The 362-nt window shown below is 44.2% G+C and carries 1 protein-coding gene; it reads left to right on the forward strand.

What is annotated here, in order from left to right; translation table 11 throughout:
• Positions 1-4: 4 nt before the first annotated feature.
• The coding region (locus HC176_RS17715; protein ID WP_167920323.1) for an aminotransferase class I/II-fold pyridoxal phosphate-dependent enzyme at positions 5-362 on the forward strand (358 nt) is incomplete at its 3' end.

Here is a 362-nt window from a genome sequence, read left to right on the forward strand (position 1 = left end):
TCATATCTTTTCCAAGCTTCCGAAGCATAAGACCAGCATCTTTTCTGTGATGTCAAAAATGGCATTTGAGCACGACGCTGTAAATCTTTCTCAGGGTTATCCCAATTTTGAGACAGACCAACGGCTAAAAGATTTGGTGGCAAAAGCGATGAATGAAGGCTATAATCAATATGCTCCCCTGGCGGGTATTGCTCCCCTGCGGGAACAAATCGTAAAAAAGATTGAATCGCTGCACGGGGAAAAATATGATAAAGACTCAGAGATCACAGTGACCAATGGTGCTACGCAGGCGCTATTCCTTGCCATCACAGCTTTTGTAAATCCGGGAGATGAGGTGATTGTTCTTAAACCCGCCTATGACT

This window comes from Tamlana crocina (assembly GCF_012037625.1).